Genomic DNA, 13,884 nt, shown 5'->3' on the forward strand with positions numbered 1-13,884 from the left:
GGGTGCCAGTATTAGATTATCTGCCTTATGCGTTCTTCTGTTATTTGTCACTGCTGCTGACGTTGCTATTCGGGTTCACTGGGGTGACGATTAGTAGAGTGAAAAAGGAGAAGGCGACCCAAAATCAATAGCAATTGATATCGTTAGGAATGATAAGAGTGTTGATTAATATTGATCCCAGTACGGATTGTCACCGAATTGCTCGGCAATAAAATCAATCAAGTAACGACAACGCTGCGACAAAAAACGATTCTTTGGATAAACAGCATAAGCGGTTAGGGTTGGCAGTTGATAGTGTTGGAAGACAGGTACCAGCTCGCCCAGCGCCAGTTGTTTATAAGCAATAAAAGTCGGTACAAAAGTAATCCCATGCCCTTTGACTGCCAAATCCACTAAAAACTCACCATTGGTGGCTTTGATTTTGGCATCTATCGTACGATGATGACTTCTGCCTTCAGTATCCACCAAGTTTATACTATTGGTTTGACCGAGACTGTATTGCAACAGCGCATGGTTGTCTAAATCGTCTAGCGTTTCAGGCGTGCCCATTCTTGCCAAATAATCGGGACTGGCGCAAATCACACAACGAATCAATGCCAACTTTTTTGCTTGATAGCTAGAATCTTGTAGCTCTCCGATTCGAATGGCCAACTCATAGCCTTCTTCAATCAAATCAATACGTCGGTCAGAAAAATCTAGATCGAATCTCAGATTGGGATGTTTATTGGCGTATTTATCAATCACATCGTTCAAATGCATGAGCCCAAAGGACAACGGCGCTGTCATCTTCAATGTGCCTTCAATACGCATAGGAGCGTCAGTAGCACGCTCATTGATAGCGTCAACCGCACGCAAGATATTGTTTACTTGCTGATAATATTGTTCACCAGCTTGCGTCAATTTAGATTGGCGGGTAGTACGGCTGATTAACTGACTGCCTAAACGCTCTTCCAATTCTTTAAGTCGGCGACTGACGGCTGATTTTGCAATATTTGACTGCTCAGCAGCCTTGGTAATACTACCTGCCTCAACAATGCGTACAAACATCGCCATGTCTTCTAATTGACCCATTATCGATGCCTCATGATTGTTCTTACACTAAGAACTTATATTTGTGATTATTGCTGTTTATCCCATGCTAGTCAACGCCTATAATCGCGCTATTCTCTACTTAGAGACATGATTAAACACACTTTTGGAGCGTTATTATGGATAAATTACAGCAATTTAGCGCACCGCTTGGTCGTCTATTATTATCAACCATTTTCATCTTTGCAGGCATTGGTAAAATCACAGATTATGCGACTACTCAAGGCTATATGGAGTCAGTAGGTGTGCCTGGTATGTTATTACCATTGGTTATCGCGTTTGAGGTACTAGGTGGTATCGCTATCTTACTAGGTTATAAAGCTCGCCCAATCGCTTTTTTGTTTGCTGGGTTTAGCATCGTGTCAGCCATTATTTTTCATCAGTTCTGGACTGACGAATCACAGATGATCTCATTTATGAAAAACATTTCGATAGCCGGTGGGTTTTTGATGATTTTTGCTCATGGTGCGGGTGCTTACTCAATAGACAATAAGCGATAAACAATCAGTAGCTGATCTACCTCTTATACGCTTACGAAGAACAATCATAAAGGGGTAGTTTCAAATAAAGAGCGTCATGAACATTTCCACAGAAAATCTCAACAGCAGACAGTTTTTTATATAAGCATAACTTAAAGTGATTTATATAAAATTAGCTGTGCTAATATATATAGAAAATCCATATTATGTTAAAACTGCTCTGATTGTTCTACAAAACAGAATAGTTAATTGCATTTAGTGTTGTTTATCTATGTAGAATTAATAATTATAATAAGCCCATTGTTTAAATAGATTAATCGATAAGAAGTATATAGAGCATTAATCTGTTGATAGCTAAGGACAAATAATGAAAACAATCTATCATGCAGCAGACTCACGTGGCGATGCCAACCATGGCTGGCTTAAAAGCAGGCATACCTTTAGCTTTGCCAATTATCATAATCCCGAACGTATGGGATTTGGTGCCTTACGCGTTATTAATGATGATTTTGTCATTGGCGGTCAAGGGTTTGGCAAACACTCGCACCGAAACATGGAAATTATCAGTATACCTTTATCCGGCAAGCTCGCTCATGGCGATAGTATCGGCAACGAGGGCGTCATAGAAACTGGTGAAATTCAGGTGATGTCAGCGGGTACAGGCATTACCCATAGTGAAATGAATGGTGACGATGCAGAGGCTGTGAGGTTTCTGCAGATTTGGGTGATACCAAACAAAATGGATGTCGCACCGCGTTATCAGCAAGTGCATATGGGCGACATCATACGACCTAACGAGTTTAGCCAAGTGCTATCACCTAATGCCGATGATGCAGGGGTTTGGATTCATCAAGATGCTTGGTTTAGCATGGTTAGTTTTGACGAAGGTATATCGCAAACTTATCAGTTAAATAATCCCAACAACGGTGTCTACGTATTTGTGCTCAGCGGTAAAGCAGTGATAAATGGCCAAGTCCTGTCTACTCGTGACGGCCTTGGCATTTGGGATACTCAGAGTTTTACGATGGACGCAACAGTAGCTAGCCGTGTGCTAGTGATGGAAGTACCACTATTTATGTAATCAAGAACAAAGCTCTTTATCAATTAAAGCACTTATATCAATAACCATTCACGCTAAAAAATATTTTTATTAACAACTATTTTACTAACAATATGGAGAAACACTATGTCAGATTTAACAACATTACAGCAGCTAGCAGAAAAACGTCGTTCTATCTATGCGCTAAGCAACCAACTGCCAGTAGCTAATGACGAAATCGTGAAAATAGTTGAGCATGCTATTTTGCACACGCCATCGTCGTTTAACTCGCAATCAACGCGTATCGTTGTATTGTTTGGCGATGACCATCGTAAGTTGTGGGACATGACCGAAGATACGTTACGCGAAATCGTTAGTGACGAAGAGAAGTTCAAATCGACCAAAGAGCGTGTCAATGGTTTCCGTAACGGAGCTGGTACGGTACTGTTTTTTGAAGATCAAGCAGTCGTTAGAGGCATGCAAGAAGCAGCGCCACTATATGCTGACAACTTCCCAATCTGGGCAAGTCAAACCAGTGCCATGCATCAGTATGTTATCTGGACGGCACTAGCCAGTATCGATGTTGGCGCAAACTTACAGCACTACAATCCAGTAATCGATCAAAAAGTAGCTGGCGCTTGGGATATCGATAAAGACTGGACGTTAAATGCACAATTGGTATTTGGAACGATTGAGCAGCCAGCGGGCGAAAAAGCATTTAAGCCAGTCGAAGAACGTATGAAAGTGTTTGGTGCTTAAGGTAAGCTAGTTTATTCCATTTTATATAGTCCCAAAAGCTTACGTAAAACAAAAAGCGCCACTCAGTAATCTCTGGGTGGCGTTTTTTTATTAGCGACATTCTTTTGTTGAGGGTAACAGTTGTAGATGTTATCAATAACCTACAGCTAAGATGAATTCCTGCAAAAATTACGCAGAGATTAACGACTATTTACGCTGCATCAAACTGTTAGCCACCCATGCTGGACCGATTAATAAAAACTGTAAATCTTTAAAGAAAGAAGGTTTTTTGCCTTCGATTTTATGCCCTATGAACTGGCCAATCCATGCAACGATAAATACCGCTGCCCACGCTTTAAAGCCCCATGGCATCGCTGCCATCACTGACAGACAAATAAGGATAAACATTCCCATCGCTAAAAACAGTGGCGTAGATAAGCGCATATAAAACAGTAATACCAATGCGCTTAGTACCAAGGTAAACCATACGGATAGTGACATGCCCATACCTAACAGGCTGACAAAGATAGTTGGCACACATAGCCAATGGATTTTTTTATTGACCAAGTTTTGGTGACTGACAGAGTACTCACTAAGCCATTGCTCTAGCGTACGTTTGGACATTTTTGGTTGACGAGACATACTAACCTCCCTGTTAGTAAATAAGATAAGTAACTCATACTAGCTAATGGACTCGCTACTAAACTCAATGCGAAGATGATTGTTAATATCAGTTGTAGCACTAATTGCGCCTGTCTACCACGTTATCTGATAGACGGCACAGTCAATTTCACTCGTACTAGGGCGTGTCCTCAATTCAATCGATAGTTATCTAAATAGGTTAAAAATGGCTAAATCTTGCCAAACGGCGTCAAATAGCTGACTAATATCTCGATATTATCTGCGCTATTTTCCTTGTTTGACGGCAATTTATCTCATTTTTATCACCATTTTTAAAATGAGGACACGCCCTAATAGCACTATGTCAGCAAGATTTTATTCAAACTCCCAAGGGGTTTTTCTATAAGAGACGCATTATCCCTGCTCGCTGCGATGCCATTCATACAGGCCGATAAAGGCGTTTACTTGATACACCATAGTCTGAATAGCAAAGATATAGTTGCCAGACATGAGGTTCACAATGAGCCAGACAAAGTTGACGATAATCCATAACCACCAATTAAATGAATAACGCAGAATCATAGCTGCCTGAGCAGTAATAGAAAGCACAAAGGCAATGACGTTAATCCAAAAGAAAGAGATAAATCCCAAAAACAGACTACTATCATCCTCTACGACCGCATAGCCATAGCTCGCCAGTAGATCATTTATTGTGGGAAACAGGGCGAGTCCAATGACGATAAATGCAGCGGTGATCAACCAGACAGCTTTACTTGCTGATTTGGGTATCATGTCGCCATCAGGATCGGTGTGTTTGGACCAATAAAAGATACCGTAAACATGGGTAAAAAAGTTAAATAGTGGCGCAAGCATTAAGCCTACTGCACCAGATGTTGCCTGCACAATGACTTCGCCAGCGGTTGCCCCCATACCAAAGCCATTGCCCATGACGTTTTTGCGAAATGATAGCGAGACCACGCAAACCAAACCAATGAACGAGACCGCTAAATAAAACCAATCAAGCGTGGTATGGTCTGTCGTGAGCCAAAAACCTGCGGATAAGGCAAGAACACCGCAAATAAACCAAATGATAATCCATTGCATCGCCCATTTTCCGGTGATGTTGTCCAATAGCTGAATACGCATCGATTTTCCCCTAAAGTAAATACTGATATCAATATAGTGCTAACTACCATATGCTAGTTAAATAACGTGTGCTAGTTAGATAACATATGCTAATTGAATAAATTATTATAAATATGCTCAGTACAGCTTATGATTTTTTGCCATAGATATATTGATCAATCAATAGTAATGCTTTCTGATAGCGAGCGTCATAGTCAGGCTGATCAATCATATGCGGCGTAATATCGTGACGCGCGAAAATATCTATCAAACGCTGCTCAAAGCGTCCACGCGCTTCAGGCGTACCCAAAGATCGCATACCATCATCAACCCATGGTGTATTGTTATCTAGCATGATGGTGTGGTCTAAGCGAAACTCATCGATACAAGCAGCTACAAAAGGATGCGTGCGACCCTCGTACTCTTCACAAAATGCTTGCGTAGTGACAAAGTCAGTATCAACGATGGTGATAGGGGCCGTTGCATTGGCTTTAGCTTCTCGGATTGCCTCAGCATGGTCGAGACAAATAGGGCCATAATCACTGTACTGTAATCCAACCTCGCTACCACCCAAATCTGTACCGACATACAGACGCCCCATTTCTAGGGCAAAGCTGGCACCATAATAGTTGGCAAGCTTATGGACTAGCGTTGTCTTGCCTGAGCTTTCACCGCCGACGATAGCGATAGTCTTGGTATAGTCGACGCGCGCTTGCGGATGAAGTTCTGACCAATGGGCGACTGGATCATGAGCGATGGCATAAGAGTCAAATTCAGACTGTAGCGGCGTCGTAACGACTGGCAAAAGCAGCTGCTCTTGTATGTCATTGCGAGTGAGCGGATGGTTGTCCGCCATAAACAATACAGTCTCTGCTGATAGTGATAATGCATCCATCAAACGTTGCAATTTGGCATTACTAGCAGCGACATCGATACTGACATCATCGCTAGTGCTATACAGATGTTCGTGCAGCGGTAGCTCGATCTCATGAGTAGTATGAATATGTATAAATGGCAAATCGGCACAGGCCATCTGTAGCCAACGCGCTTTGTCTTGTAAGGTAATCGCAAAGTCTGGATGCGGTGATGGATGCGCCATAATAACGATATGTAAGGTTTTGGCTTGTCCTGCTGCATCCAATATGCTGCGCATCTGCCCTAAATGTAGGGGTTCAAAATGTCCAATCATCAATCCAGTGTCGTACATAGTTATCCTTATTATTTTTTATTTTACTCTTAATGTTCTATATCTATTCCAAAAATACGTCTAATACTGTCTAAGTTAAATGATCCAAACTAGACATCTATCAAGATCCAAAGTAGATACCTATTAAGAATCGTAATACCAACCACGTTACTTACTTCTAGTATTCTTCGTAAAGGTGTTTTTACCTAATAGTTGAGCAGTGTCCTAGTTTTCATTATAGAACGTCTGAAATCTGAGTTGCTTATCAGCATGGTATAAAGCTTTTGGATGATTTGCAGGTGGGTTATTGTAAAAATAAGGTATATCGCACGTACACGGAATCGCAGGTTTTTTAATCGAGGGTTCTTTTAATCGAGTAAAATTGGTTAGCTAAAATATTATTCAGACTATCAAAAGTTTCATTTAATTTTAGCGTTATAAAGCGAGCTTATCTCTTTGATTAAATTAAAAATAAAAAAATATGTAAAGCAAAATTGCAAGGTTATAGCAACAAAGGCGGTTTTGAAACATTTTGAAATATCTATTTAAAATCAGGGGCTTGCATGGTGCTATGACAGATTAGGGTAAGCTTGAGTAGCATAAACTCACAAAGTACTGCTATACCTTCAACAGATAAATCCTGAATTATTGATATACTGATTCGTAAGTTAGCAAAGCAAGGTAATGTTCTAGCTAAATATGTAAGACAATTAAAAATATAGAATAAAAAATAAACAAGAATAGAAAATAGAGAGGTATTTGATTTGGCTAAGTTAGCAAAATTACATCGCTCAACAAACAATCGCATGATAGCAGGTGTGATGGGTGGCATTGCAGAGTATGCTGGTTGGTCGCCAACATGGGTGAGAGTATTATTTGTCATTATCTCATCGTTAAGCGCAGCAGTACCAGGCATTTTGATTTATATCATCCTATGGATAATTATGCCAAAAGCTAATAGTCAGTCTTATCAATAATAGGAGTCTGATAATTATTTTTAAAATTAGCTTTTTTAGAATTAGGTTTTCTGAAATAGTTAAAAAGCCAAATCTAAGTTAGACGTAGTTGTTAAAAACAGTAGACCTCCAAAAAATAAAAAGCCTGATCAATCAGGATGCCCAAGATACAATTTTCCTCCTGCCCGAATGCTAGCGCATTTGGGTATTTTTTTATTTATTGTATTAGTACTACTTCGATGATGATTTGCCTGAAAATACGCTATACAACCGAGGTTTTATGCTCACTATGCAAATTTAGTTGATGTAAATATGGATAAAATAGTCAATTTTTAGTAAGGTGAGCAGGCAGATAGAGTCGTTGCCGAATAGGTCGCGCGTGCGCTATCAGAGATTTATTTAATAATACTCATTTCACAGTGGCTTTACTATGAAAACCGAAACTATGACATCCCAAGCGATAACCCCGATGACACAAGATAAAGACTCTCAACCGATGACTTTTCAAGATTTAATCTTAACTTTGCAAAATTATTGGGCCGATAAAGGCTGCGTTGTATTGCAGCCCTACGACATGGAAGTCGGTGCAGGTACTTTTCATACCGCGACGTTTTTGCGCTCGTTAGGTCCTGAGCGCTGGAATGCGGCCTATGTACAGCCATCACGTCGTCCTACTGACGGGCGCTATGGTGATAACCCGAACCGTTTGCAGCATTATTATCAGTTCCAAGTTGTACTAAAACCGAATCCACCTAATATCCAAGAGTTGTATTTAGACTCACTACGAGCCATTGGTATTGATCCATTGGTGCATGATGTGCGTTTTGTAGAAGACAACTGGGAATCGCCAACGCTTGGTGCGTGGGGACTTGGTTGGGAGATTTGGCTAAACGGTATGGAAGTCACGCAGTTCACCTACTTTCAGCAAATCGGCGGTATTGAATGTTTCCCAGTCACTGGCGAAATCACTTACGGGCTTGAGCGTTTGGCCATGTATGTACAAGGCGTTGATAGCGTTTATGATTTGGTCTGGGCAGATGGTGAGTTTGGTCGCGTCACGTATGGCGATGTCTTTCATCAAAACGAGGTCGAGCAGTCTACCTATAACTTTGAGCACGCTGATGTGCCTATGATGGGTGAGATGTTTGATTTTTATGAGCAACAAGCCGACAAATTGGTCGATGCAGGATTGCCATTGCCAGCTTATGAGATGGTATTAAAAGCATCTCATGCCTTTAACTTGCTTGATGCACGCGGCGCTATTTCAGTGACTGAGCGTCAGCGTTTTATCTTACGTGTGCGTACACTTGCTCGTAAGGTTGCTTTTGGTTATGTCGAAGCTCGTGCCAAATTGGGCTTCCCATTGGCTGATGAAGAGCATCGCCAAGCCGCGCTTGATAAGTATTTGCCAAAAGAAGACGGTGAGAATACGTAGTTTAAATTCTAGATATTAATCTTATGCACTCGGTCATGGTCGGAAACCATTTCATTGAGTGCTTTGAGTTTAGTAATAGAGATTTGAAACTGACCATTGCTAGGTCGCTTTTTATTTGCAAATTGTTCCCATACAAGTAAGCCTGAACCATTATATATTTCTTCAAATGTGCCATCTGGCATTATTTTAATAATAATTGCGTGTTCAGGTTCACTTCTAAAGGAAACAGACTTAGATTGGGTGGCTTTTATTTCAACTTTTAAACCGTCTTTCGTTATAGCGTCGTAGCCTTTGTTACTTGCAGGTAATAGTTTCAGATCATACGCATCTGCTACCAAGCATTCACCCAAGCTACCCACTAAATGACCGTCTGGGGTGAAGTGTCGACCAGGAAACATATTTTCCATTTCGTTAACGGTATTATAGAGTTGTTTAACTAGAGTCTGTAGTCTTTCATGATTTATCATTAATGGCTTCACAATATGAAAACAGTGTCCCATGATAATATCATCAACTGTTGATGGCCACGACTTTGCTATAATTCATTCAATTTTTATATAAAAAATTCTTAATAAACCGAGATTGTCATGAGTACTATTCTATTTGAACTGGGGTGTGAAGAGCTACCTCCAAAGAGCCTAAAACCATTACGTGATGCGCTACAAGCCAGTGTTACTGAGCAATTAACTGCAGCAGATATTACCTTTGATAGTATCAAAGCCTTTGCTGCTCCGCGCCGTTTGGCAATTCAGATTCAAGGTATTAGCGATAAGCAGCCTGATCGTACTGAGCAAAAACGCGGACCAGCGATTAAAGCGGCGTTTGATGCAGAGGGCAATCCAACACGTGCGGCCATGGGTTTTGCCAAAGGTTTGGGTATTGAAGCCAGCGAGCTTACGACGATTAATACCGACAAAGGTGACTATGTCGGTTTTGAGCAGACTATCCGTGGCCAAGCGACCACTGAGTTACTGCCTGCTATTTTTCAGACCGCGCTAGATAATTTACCGATTGCTAAGCGTATGCGCTCAGGTGCTAGCCGTAACGAGTTTGTGCGTCCAGTACAGTGGGCAGTATTGATGCAAGATAATACTGTCATTGATGCTACTATCCAAGGTCATCAGACTAGTACACAAACGCGTGGTCATCGCTTCCATAGTCCTGATTATCACAATATTGCTCATGCCAATGATTATGAAGAGTTACTAAGTGGTCTAAAAGTGGTGGCAGATTTTGATAAGCGTCAAATGCTGATCAAAAACCAAGTCAAAGCTTTGGCAGATGAAGTCAATTCTGACGCCATCGTACCGCAAGATTTATTAGACGAAGTCACCGCATTGGTCGATTTTCCAATTGCGCTACGCGCAAGCTTTGAAGCGCGCTTTTTACAAGTACCGCAAGAAGCGCTTATCTCGACCATGCAAGCGGATCAAAAGTATTTTTGCTTGACGGATAAGACTGGCAAACTGCAGCCGTATTTCATTTTTATTACCAATATTGAATCAAAAGATCCTAACCAGATTATTGAAGGTAATGAAAAAGTTGTACGTCCACGTTTGGCTGATGCAGAATTTTTCTTCTTACAAGATCAAAAGCAGCCATTATTTGCGCTCACAGAAAGCCTAAAAAATCGCGTATTCCAAGATAAGTTGGGTACGATTTGGGAGAAGTCTGAGCGTATTGCTAAGCTTGCTGCGTTTATCGCCACGTTGATGCAGCAGCAAGGCCACGATATCAATGTTGATGAAACCGTACGTGCGGGCATTTTGTCTAAAGCAGATTTGGCCAGCTCGCTTGTCGGCGAGTACCCTGAATTACAAGGTATCGCAGGTACGTATTATGCGCGTCTAAATGACGAGCCAGAAGCGGTTGCCGCAAGTTTAGAAGAGCAGTATCTACCTAAGTTCAGTGGCGATGTATTACCACAGACACCGATTGGCATTTGCTTAGCATTAGCTGATCGTTTGGATACATTGGTTGGTATTTTTGCGATTGATCAAGCGCCAACAGGTTCAAAGGACCCGTTTAGCTTACGTCGTTCTGCTATTGGCATCTTGCGTATTTTGATCGAAAAGCAGTTGCCGATTAATCTAGTAGCGCTCGTTGAGCAAGCGATCAAAGGCTATAGCGATGCTGAAAGTAGCAAGATTGCCAAAATGGGTGATACCTTTACCCAAGTCATGGCATTCCTAAACTCGCGCTATCGTGCGATGTATACAGAGCAGGGCGTTAGCGTCGATACGATTCAGGCAGTACAAGCGATTAACCCGCATATGCCGCTTGATTTTGATCAGCGTATCCGTGCAGTGCAAGCATTTAGCGAGCTGTCACAAGCGTCGATGTTGGCTGACTCAAACAAACGCGTTGCTAATATATTGGCCAAGTCAGAAGTAAGCGTGGCTGATACAGTCAATGAAACTCTACTGTCTGAATCTGCTGAGCAAAATTTATATGCAAATGTGAAGCAAGCACAGACAGTGGTACAACCATTACTAGAGCAAGCGGACTATACGCAAGTATTGCAAACGCTGGCTAGCTTAGATGAGCCATTGACGCAGTTCTTTGATCAAGTAATGGTCAACAGCGAAGATGCTGCACTTAAAAACAATCGCTTGGCATTGCTAAAACAGGTTCGCGCCTTGTTCTTGACGGTAGCTGATATTAGCGAGCTACAGCTGTAATCCTGCTAAAAGCTGATGGTTACTTTAACTTGATTATTGCTTTAACTTGACGGTTACTTTTGATAAAAAACCTGGCTTATCATGGCCAGGTTTTTTTGTTATACAGTTGACTGGTTTACTCGTACAGTTATCCGTTGGATATAAATCCGTTAGTGCAATTAGCAATTAAACGGTAAAGGCATTGTATTATCGCTATTATTGACGGTAAAATTTATGCTATCAGAACGTCTTAAATAATCTTATTTAGCAGATCCCATTATTTCTCACGTTTACCCGTAATCGAAGGAGCACTGCCGTGTTTGCTGTTATTATTGTCATCCTTATTATTTGGGCTTCAATGTGGGCTTTTTATAAGTTTATGTACCCGCGCGCACCTAAGAGTATGATGCCAAAAGAAGGGGATGTGACCACTCCGCGTCAGTGTAATTTCTGTGGCAACAGCTTGGCTGAATATCGCGGCGTACTCGAGACCAAACCAAGTATAGCTACCGATGGCAATGTTGAAGCGAACCAAGAGTTATTCTTTTGCAATTATGAGCATCAGGCAGACTTTCACGCAGGCAAGACCTACACGCCTTATGCATAAATAGATAAATGATTGACCATAAAAAAGCGCCTAACTTCATTGGCTAGGCGCTTATGAGTTTAGTACAGTACGATGCATCTATAGAATAGAATGAGCATCTTTCATGATTTTATTCAGCAATGCTTCGGACTGTTTGTCTTTCTGCAAGCGATCTTCGTCACTTCTTTGATTGGCATGGATTTTTTCATACAAGTTTAAGCAGCACAGTACCAGTATGCTTTCTTGACTAAGGCTTGGCGCATCTCTTTTTAGATCGAGCGCATAGTTGTTGATATACGAAACCGCTGACAGTAGCTCTTCTTGCTCATGTACAGGACAAAATATTGGATAAGTAACCCCAGCAATTGCAATATCGACTTTTTTGATTTGTGGTTCTGGCACTTTAGGTGTTTTGGTATTAGATTGTGCCATGGCGCTTGATATATTTGATGCTGCGGGTGTCGTTTTTTGCGCTGGCACTGGCGTACTTGGCGCTTGAGTATTTTTTGGTTGTTTTTCTATCGGTTTGCTTTGGTCATCGGTCATGATAAATCCTACAATGTCTGGTCAGTGAAATGAGTAATATCAGATTTTACAAATAGCGTTGGGCAGTTTAATAAGCAGTACGTCTTTGCTATATGCTACAAGAAAACGTTAGCCTTCTGCTTGATCGATACGGGTTAGGCGTTGTAATACGACTTGCGTACGCTCGGCTGCCAATTGGTTCTTCTTTTGCAGTTCACTGTTTTGTTGTTTGATATCGCTATACTGCTGTTTCAATTCATTATTGTGCTTTTGCAGCTCGCTGTTTTGTTGTTGTAGTTGGCTGATTTGTTTTTGCAGTTTGTCTTGTTCTTCACCGATCATATGGTGCGCTTCTGCAAGACTCTGATAGCGCTTATCGAGATCGTTCAGTTGTTTTTTGGCACCGTCACGTTCGTTATGGCTGTTGTCTAATTGGGTTTTTAGGGCGGCAAATTCTTTTGAATCAGTAACAGGGTGTTGTTTTAAGCTGCTAAGTTCAGCACTGACAAGCTGATACTGTTTTTTGATGTCGAGTACCATTTTTTCTAATATTCTAAGTTGATCATACATAGTCAGTTTTTATCCTTAACAAGTAAGCGTGAATGAATTTTGTTCGCTGCATTTAATAATGCCATAGGTGACCGCATAATATCTATATCAACAAAGTAATTACAAGCATCAGGCTTTGTCTTTTCACTTCTATTTATCGATGATTTGTCCATGACATTTTATCGCGACTATTTTTATTTTATGAGCAGTAATCAATTACTAGGACATCTATTATGAATGATAATATCTCTGGCTGGAATACTTGGCTGACTGCGTTTGATGATTGGACTGACGTGTCTATCAGCGAAGTGCATGGCATGATGACAGGGCTTATGACGGCTTGTAATGCACCCGACGAAGCAACCTGGGCTAAGGTGTTTGAAGAGCTCAGCTTTGCCCCACTACCAGAGCCTGCATTGACCTTGCTGACAGAAGAAGCGGAAGACATCGTGTTTCAGCTAAAAGACAAAGATGATGCCTACGCGTATATGCCGCTCATCCCAGATGATGAACATGATTTATACGAGCGCGTGATGGCATTGAAACAGTGGGCAAACGGTTTTATGACCGGTTTTGGTATTACTGATTGTGGTTTGACCAGTGAAGAAAACGAGATGCTATCGGATTTGGCTAAGATCGGCGCAATTCGTCTCGAAGATGATGAAGATTTTGAAGGTGGGGAAGAGTCTTATCTTTATATCTATGAATTTGCTCGTATGGTACCTGTAAGTTTTGCTACGCGTAAACGCAAGGCTGTCAAAGACATCGCGCTCATCGCTGGTTTGTCTATCGATGCCAAAACAACCAAAGAGCTACAGGCAGAAGGTAAGCTACCAAAACCAATGCCGCCAGTGGTTGATGTGATGAATCATAACAATCCATCGTAAGGCAGTTCT

At 41.3% G+C, this 13,884-nt stretch carries 15 protein-coding genes; 8 read left to right on the forward strand and 7 right to left on the reverse strand.

What is annotated here, in order from left to right; genetic code table 11:
- Positions 1–165 precede the first annotated feature (165 nt).
- Positions 166–1,071 carry a LysR family transcriptional regulator gene (locus QL886_RS11235; protein WP_290178753.1) on the reverse strand — a complete coding sequence of 302 codons (906 nt, stop codon included), beginning with the start codon at positions 1,069–1,071 and terminating at the stop codon, positions 166–168.
- Positions 1,072–1,208: 137 nt separating this feature from the next.
- Here QL886_RS11235 and QL886_RS11240 point away from each other — a divergent pair, with 137 nt between their 5' ends.
- The 3 genes from QL886_RS11240 to QL886_RS11250 all read left to right on the forward strand — a co-directional run bounded on the left by QL886_RS11240 (position 1,209) and on the right by QL886_RS11250 (position 3,366).
- A complete protein-coding gene (locus QL886_RS11240; RefSeq protein WP_290178754.1) occupies positions 1,209–1,589 on the forward strand; it encodes a DoxX family protein in 381 nt (126 codons plus the stop codon).
- A 346-nt stretch (positions 1,590–1,935) separates the two neighbouring features.
- Positions 1,936–2,649: a pirin family protein gene (locus QL886_RS11245; protein WP_290178755.1), complete on the forward strand. Its 714-nt coding sequence runs from the start codon at positions 1,936–1,938 to the stop codon at positions 2,647–2,649.
- 105 nt (positions 2,650–2,754) lie between these two features.
- The gene (locus QL886_RS11250; RefSeq protein WP_290178756.1) at positions 2,755–3,366 is read left to right on the forward strand and encodes a nitroreductase family protein; all 612 of its coding nucleotides are present in this window, start codon (positions 2,755–2,757) and stop codon (positions 3,364–3,366) included.
- A 186-nt stretch (positions 3,367–3,552) separates the two neighbouring features.
- Here QL886_RS11250 and QL886_RS11255 read toward each other — a convergent pair whose 3' ends face one another.
- The 3 genes from QL886_RS11255 to nadR all read right to left on the reverse strand — a co-directional run bounded on the left by QL886_RS11255 (position 3,553) and on the right by nadR (position 6,298).
- Positions 3,553–3,987, reverse strand: coding sequence for an Mpo1-like protein (locus QL886_RS11255; protein WP_057761491.1), 435 nt, complete (start codon positions 3,985–3,987; stop codon positions 3,553–3,555).
- Between the two features lie 393 nt (positions 3,988–4,380).
- The gene (gene pnuC / locus QL886_RS11260; RefSeq protein WP_290178757.1) at positions 4,381–5,112 is read right to left on the reverse strand and encodes a nicotinamide riboside transporter PnuC; all 732 of its coding nucleotides are present in this window, start codon (positions 5,110–5,112) and stop codon (positions 4,381–4,383) included.
- 127 nt (positions 5,113–5,239) lie between these two features.
- On the reverse strand, positions 5,240–6,298 hold the full coding sequence (gene nadR / locus QL886_RS11265; protein ID WP_290178758.1) for a multifunctional transcriptional regulator/nicotinamide-nucleotide adenylyltransferase/ribosylnicotinamide kinase NadR: 1,059 nt from the start codon (positions 6,296–6,298) through the stop codon (positions 5,240–5,242).
- 743 nt (positions 6,299–7,041) lie between these two features.
- Between nadR and QL886_RS11270 the strand changes: the two genes are divergently transcribed.
- Both QL886_RS11270 and glyQ read left to right on the forward strand, forming a co-directional pair.
- Positions 7,042–7,254 (forward strand): PspC domain-containing protein, encoded by a 213-nt coding sequence (locus QL886_RS11270; protein ID WP_290178759.1) that lies wholly within the window; start codon positions 7,042–7,044, stop codon positions 7,252–7,254.
- Positions 7,255–7,678: 424 nt separating this feature from the next.
- Positions 7,679–8,668 (forward strand): glycine--tRNA ligase subunit alpha, encoded by a 990-nt coding sequence (gene glyQ, locus QL886_RS11275; protein ID WP_290178840.1) that lies wholly within the window; start codon positions 7,679–7,681, stop codon positions 8,666–8,668.
- A gap of 8 nt (positions 8,669–8,676) precedes the next feature.
- Here glyQ and QL886_RS11280 read toward each other — a convergent pair whose 3' ends face one another.
- The gene (locus QL886_RS11280; protein ID WP_290178760.1) at positions 8,677–9,075 is read right to left on the reverse strand and encodes a hypothetical protein; all 399 of its coding nucleotides are present in this window, start codon (positions 9,073–9,075) and stop codon (positions 8,677–8,679) included.
- Positions 9,076–9,255: 180 nt separating this feature from the next.
- Here QL886_RS11280 and glyS point away from each other — a divergent pair, with 180 nt between their 5' ends.
- Entirely contained in the window at positions 9,256–11,349 is a 2,094-nt protein-coding gene (gene glyS / locus QL886_RS11285; protein WP_290178761.1) for a glycine--tRNA ligase subunit beta, read from the forward strand.
- A gap of 295 nt (positions 11,350–11,644) precedes the next feature.
- Entirely contained in the window at positions 11,645–11,935 is a 291-nt protein-coding gene (locus tag QL886_RS11290; protein ID WP_290178762.1) for a hypothetical protein, read from the forward strand.
- Between the two features lie 78 nt (positions 11,936–12,013).
- Here the strand turns inward: QL886_RS11290 and QL886_RS11295 are convergent, their stop codons facing one another.
- Both QL886_RS11295 and QL886_RS11300 read right to left on the reverse strand, forming a co-directional pair.
- On the reverse strand, positions 12,014–12,460 hold the full coding sequence (locus tag QL886_RS11295; RefSeq protein ID WP_290178763.1) for a cell division protein ZapA: 447 nt from the start codon (positions 12,458–12,460) through the stop codon (positions 12,014–12,016).
- Between the two features lie 108 nt (positions 12,461–12,568).
- Complete coding sequence (locus QL886_RS11300; protein WP_290178764.1) at positions 12,569–13,009, reverse strand: hypothetical protein; 441 nt, start codon at positions 13,007–13,009, stop codon at positions 12,569–12,571.
- A 212-nt stretch (positions 13,010–13,221) separates the two neighbouring features.
- Between QL886_RS11300 and QL886_RS11305 the strand changes: the two genes are divergently transcribed.
- Positions 13,222–13,875 (forward strand): UPF0149 family protein, encoded by a 654-nt coding sequence (locus tag QL886_RS11305; RefSeq protein WP_057761477.1) that lies wholly within the window; start codon positions 13,222–13,224, stop codon positions 13,873–13,875.
- Positions 13,876–13,884: the final 9 nt, after the last annotated feature.

The organism is Psychrobacter sp. APC 3281, assembly GCF_030407815.1.
Classification (GTDB): domain Bacteria; phylum Pseudomonadota; class Gammaproteobacteria; order Pseudomonadales; family Moraxellaceae; genus Psychrobacter.

Bases quoted from the DNA above. Each gene is read 5' to 3' on its own strand.
- glyS (WP_290178761.1), top strand. From the start codon at position 9,256: ATGAGTACTATTCTATTTGAACTGGGGTGTGAAGAGCTACCTCCAAAG.
- QL886_RS11250 (WP_290178756.1), top strand. From the start codon at position 2,755: ATGTCAGATTTAACAACATTACAGCAGCTAGCAGAAAAACGTCGTTCT.
- QL886_RS11245 (WP_290178755.1), top strand. From the start codon at position 1,936: ATGAAAACAATCTATCATGCAGCAGACTCACGTGGCGATGCCAACCAT.
- QL886_RS11300 (WP_290178764.1), bottom strand. From the start codon at position 13,009: ATGTATGATCAACTTAGAATATTAGAAAAAATGGTACTCGACATCAAA.
- pnuC (WP_290178757.1), bottom strand. From the start codon at position 5,112: ATGCGTATTCAGCTATTGGACAACATCACCGGAAAATGGGCGATGCAA.
- glyQ (WP_290178840.1), top strand. From the start codon at position 7,679: ATGACATCCCAAGCGATAACCCCGATGACACAAGATAAAGACTCTCAA.
- QL886_RS11305 (WP_057761477.1), top strand. From the start codon at position 13,222: ATGAATGATAATATCTCTGGCTGGAATACTTGGCTGACTGCGTTTGAT.
- QL886_RS11255 (WP_057761491.1), bottom strand. From the start codon at position 3,987: ATGTCTCGTCAACCAAAAATGTCCAAACGTACGCTAGAGCAATGGCTT.
- QL886_RS11240 (WP_290178754.1), top strand. From the start codon at position 1,209: ATGGATAAATTACAGCAATTTAGCGCACCGCTTGGTCGTCTATTATTA.
- QL886_RS11280 (WP_290178760.1), bottom strand. From the start codon at position 9,075: ATGGAAAATATGTTTCCTGGTCGACACTTCACCCCAGACGGTCATTTA.
- nadR (WP_290178758.1), bottom strand. From the start codon at position 6,298: ATGTACGACACTGGATTGATGATTGGACATTTTGAACCCCTACATTTA.
- QL886_RS11295 (WP_290178763.1), bottom strand. From the start codon at position 12,460: ATGACCGATGACCAAAGCAAACCGATAGAAAAACAACCAAAAAATACT.
- QL886_RS11235 (WP_290178753.1), bottom strand. From the start codon at position 1,071: ATGGGTCAATTAGAAGACATGGCGATGTTTGTACGCATTGTTGAGGCA.